Genomic DNA, 1,040 nt, shown 5'->3' on the forward strand with positions numbered 1-1,040 from the left:
GCGATGGACTGCGTGTGCACGGGGCCGTCGGCGAAGCGCACACCGCGCAGCAGGTCGCCGTCGGTGATGCCGGTGGCCGCGAAGTAGCAGTGGTCGGAGGTGACCAGCTCGTTCGTGGTCAGCACCGCGTCGAGGTCGAGGCCGGCGTCGAGGGCCTTCTGCTTCTCGGCGTCGTCGGTGGGGGCCAGGCGACCCTGGATGATGCCGCCGGTGGCCTTGATCGCGCACGCGGTGACGATGCCCTCGGGGGTGCCGCCGATGCCCATCATCATGTCCACGCCGGTGTCCGGGCGGGCGGCGGCGATGGCGCCGGCGACGTCGCCGTCCAGGATGAACTTCACGCGGGCGCCGGCCTGGCGGATCTCCTTGACCAGGCCCTCGTGGCGGGGGCGGTCCAGCACGCACACGGTCACCTGCGAGACGGGCTTGTCCAGGGCCTTGGCCACGAGGTTCACGTTCTGCTTCACCGGCAGGCGCATGTCCACGAAGTCGGCGGCCTCGGGGCCCACCACGAGCTTGTCCATGTAGAACACGGCCGACGGGTCGAACATGGTGCCGCGCTCGGCCACCGCGAAGACGGAGAGCGCGTTGTTGTAGCCCATGGCGGTCAGGCGGGTGCCGTCGATCGGGTCCACGGCCACGTCCACGGCGGCGCCGGAGCCGTCGCCGACCTGCTCGCCGTTGAACAGCATGGGGGCCTCGTCCTTCTCGCCCTCGCCGATCACCACGGTGCCGTCCATGGCCACGGTGTCCATGAACGCGCGCATCGCGTCCACCGCGGCGCCGTCCGCCTTGTTCTTGTCCCCGTAACCCACCCAGGGGCTCGCGGCGATGGCCGCCGCCTCGGTCACCCGCACCAACTCCATGGCCAGGTTGCGGTCCGGGACGTGATTCTCGTAGCCGGTCTTCTCCGAGGACGCGCTGGTCATCGCTGCTCCGATCCTTGCTCGCGGCGCTCCGTCCGCACGGGACGGGGCGTGAGGGCGGCTCTGCCCCGGTCCTCATCCTACGGGGGCGGCCTCCCGTGGGTGGCACAATGC

General features: G+C 71.1%; 1 protein-coding gene. It reads right to left on the reverse strand.

Features of this window, described 5'->3' with window-relative positions; translation table 11 throughout:
• A partial coding sequence (glpX, locus tag ACFWJO_RS40935) for a class II fructose-bisphosphatase (protein WP_386873491.1) occupies positions 1 to 929 on the reverse strand: 929 nt, incomplete at its 3' end.
• Positions 930 to 1,040: the final 111 nt, after the last annotated feature.

This window comes from Streptomyces sp. NPDC127092 (assembly GCF_042722475.1).
In the GTDB taxonomy this organism is placed as follows: Bacteria; Actinomycetota; Actinomycetes; order Streptomycetales; family Streptomycetaceae; genus Streptomyces.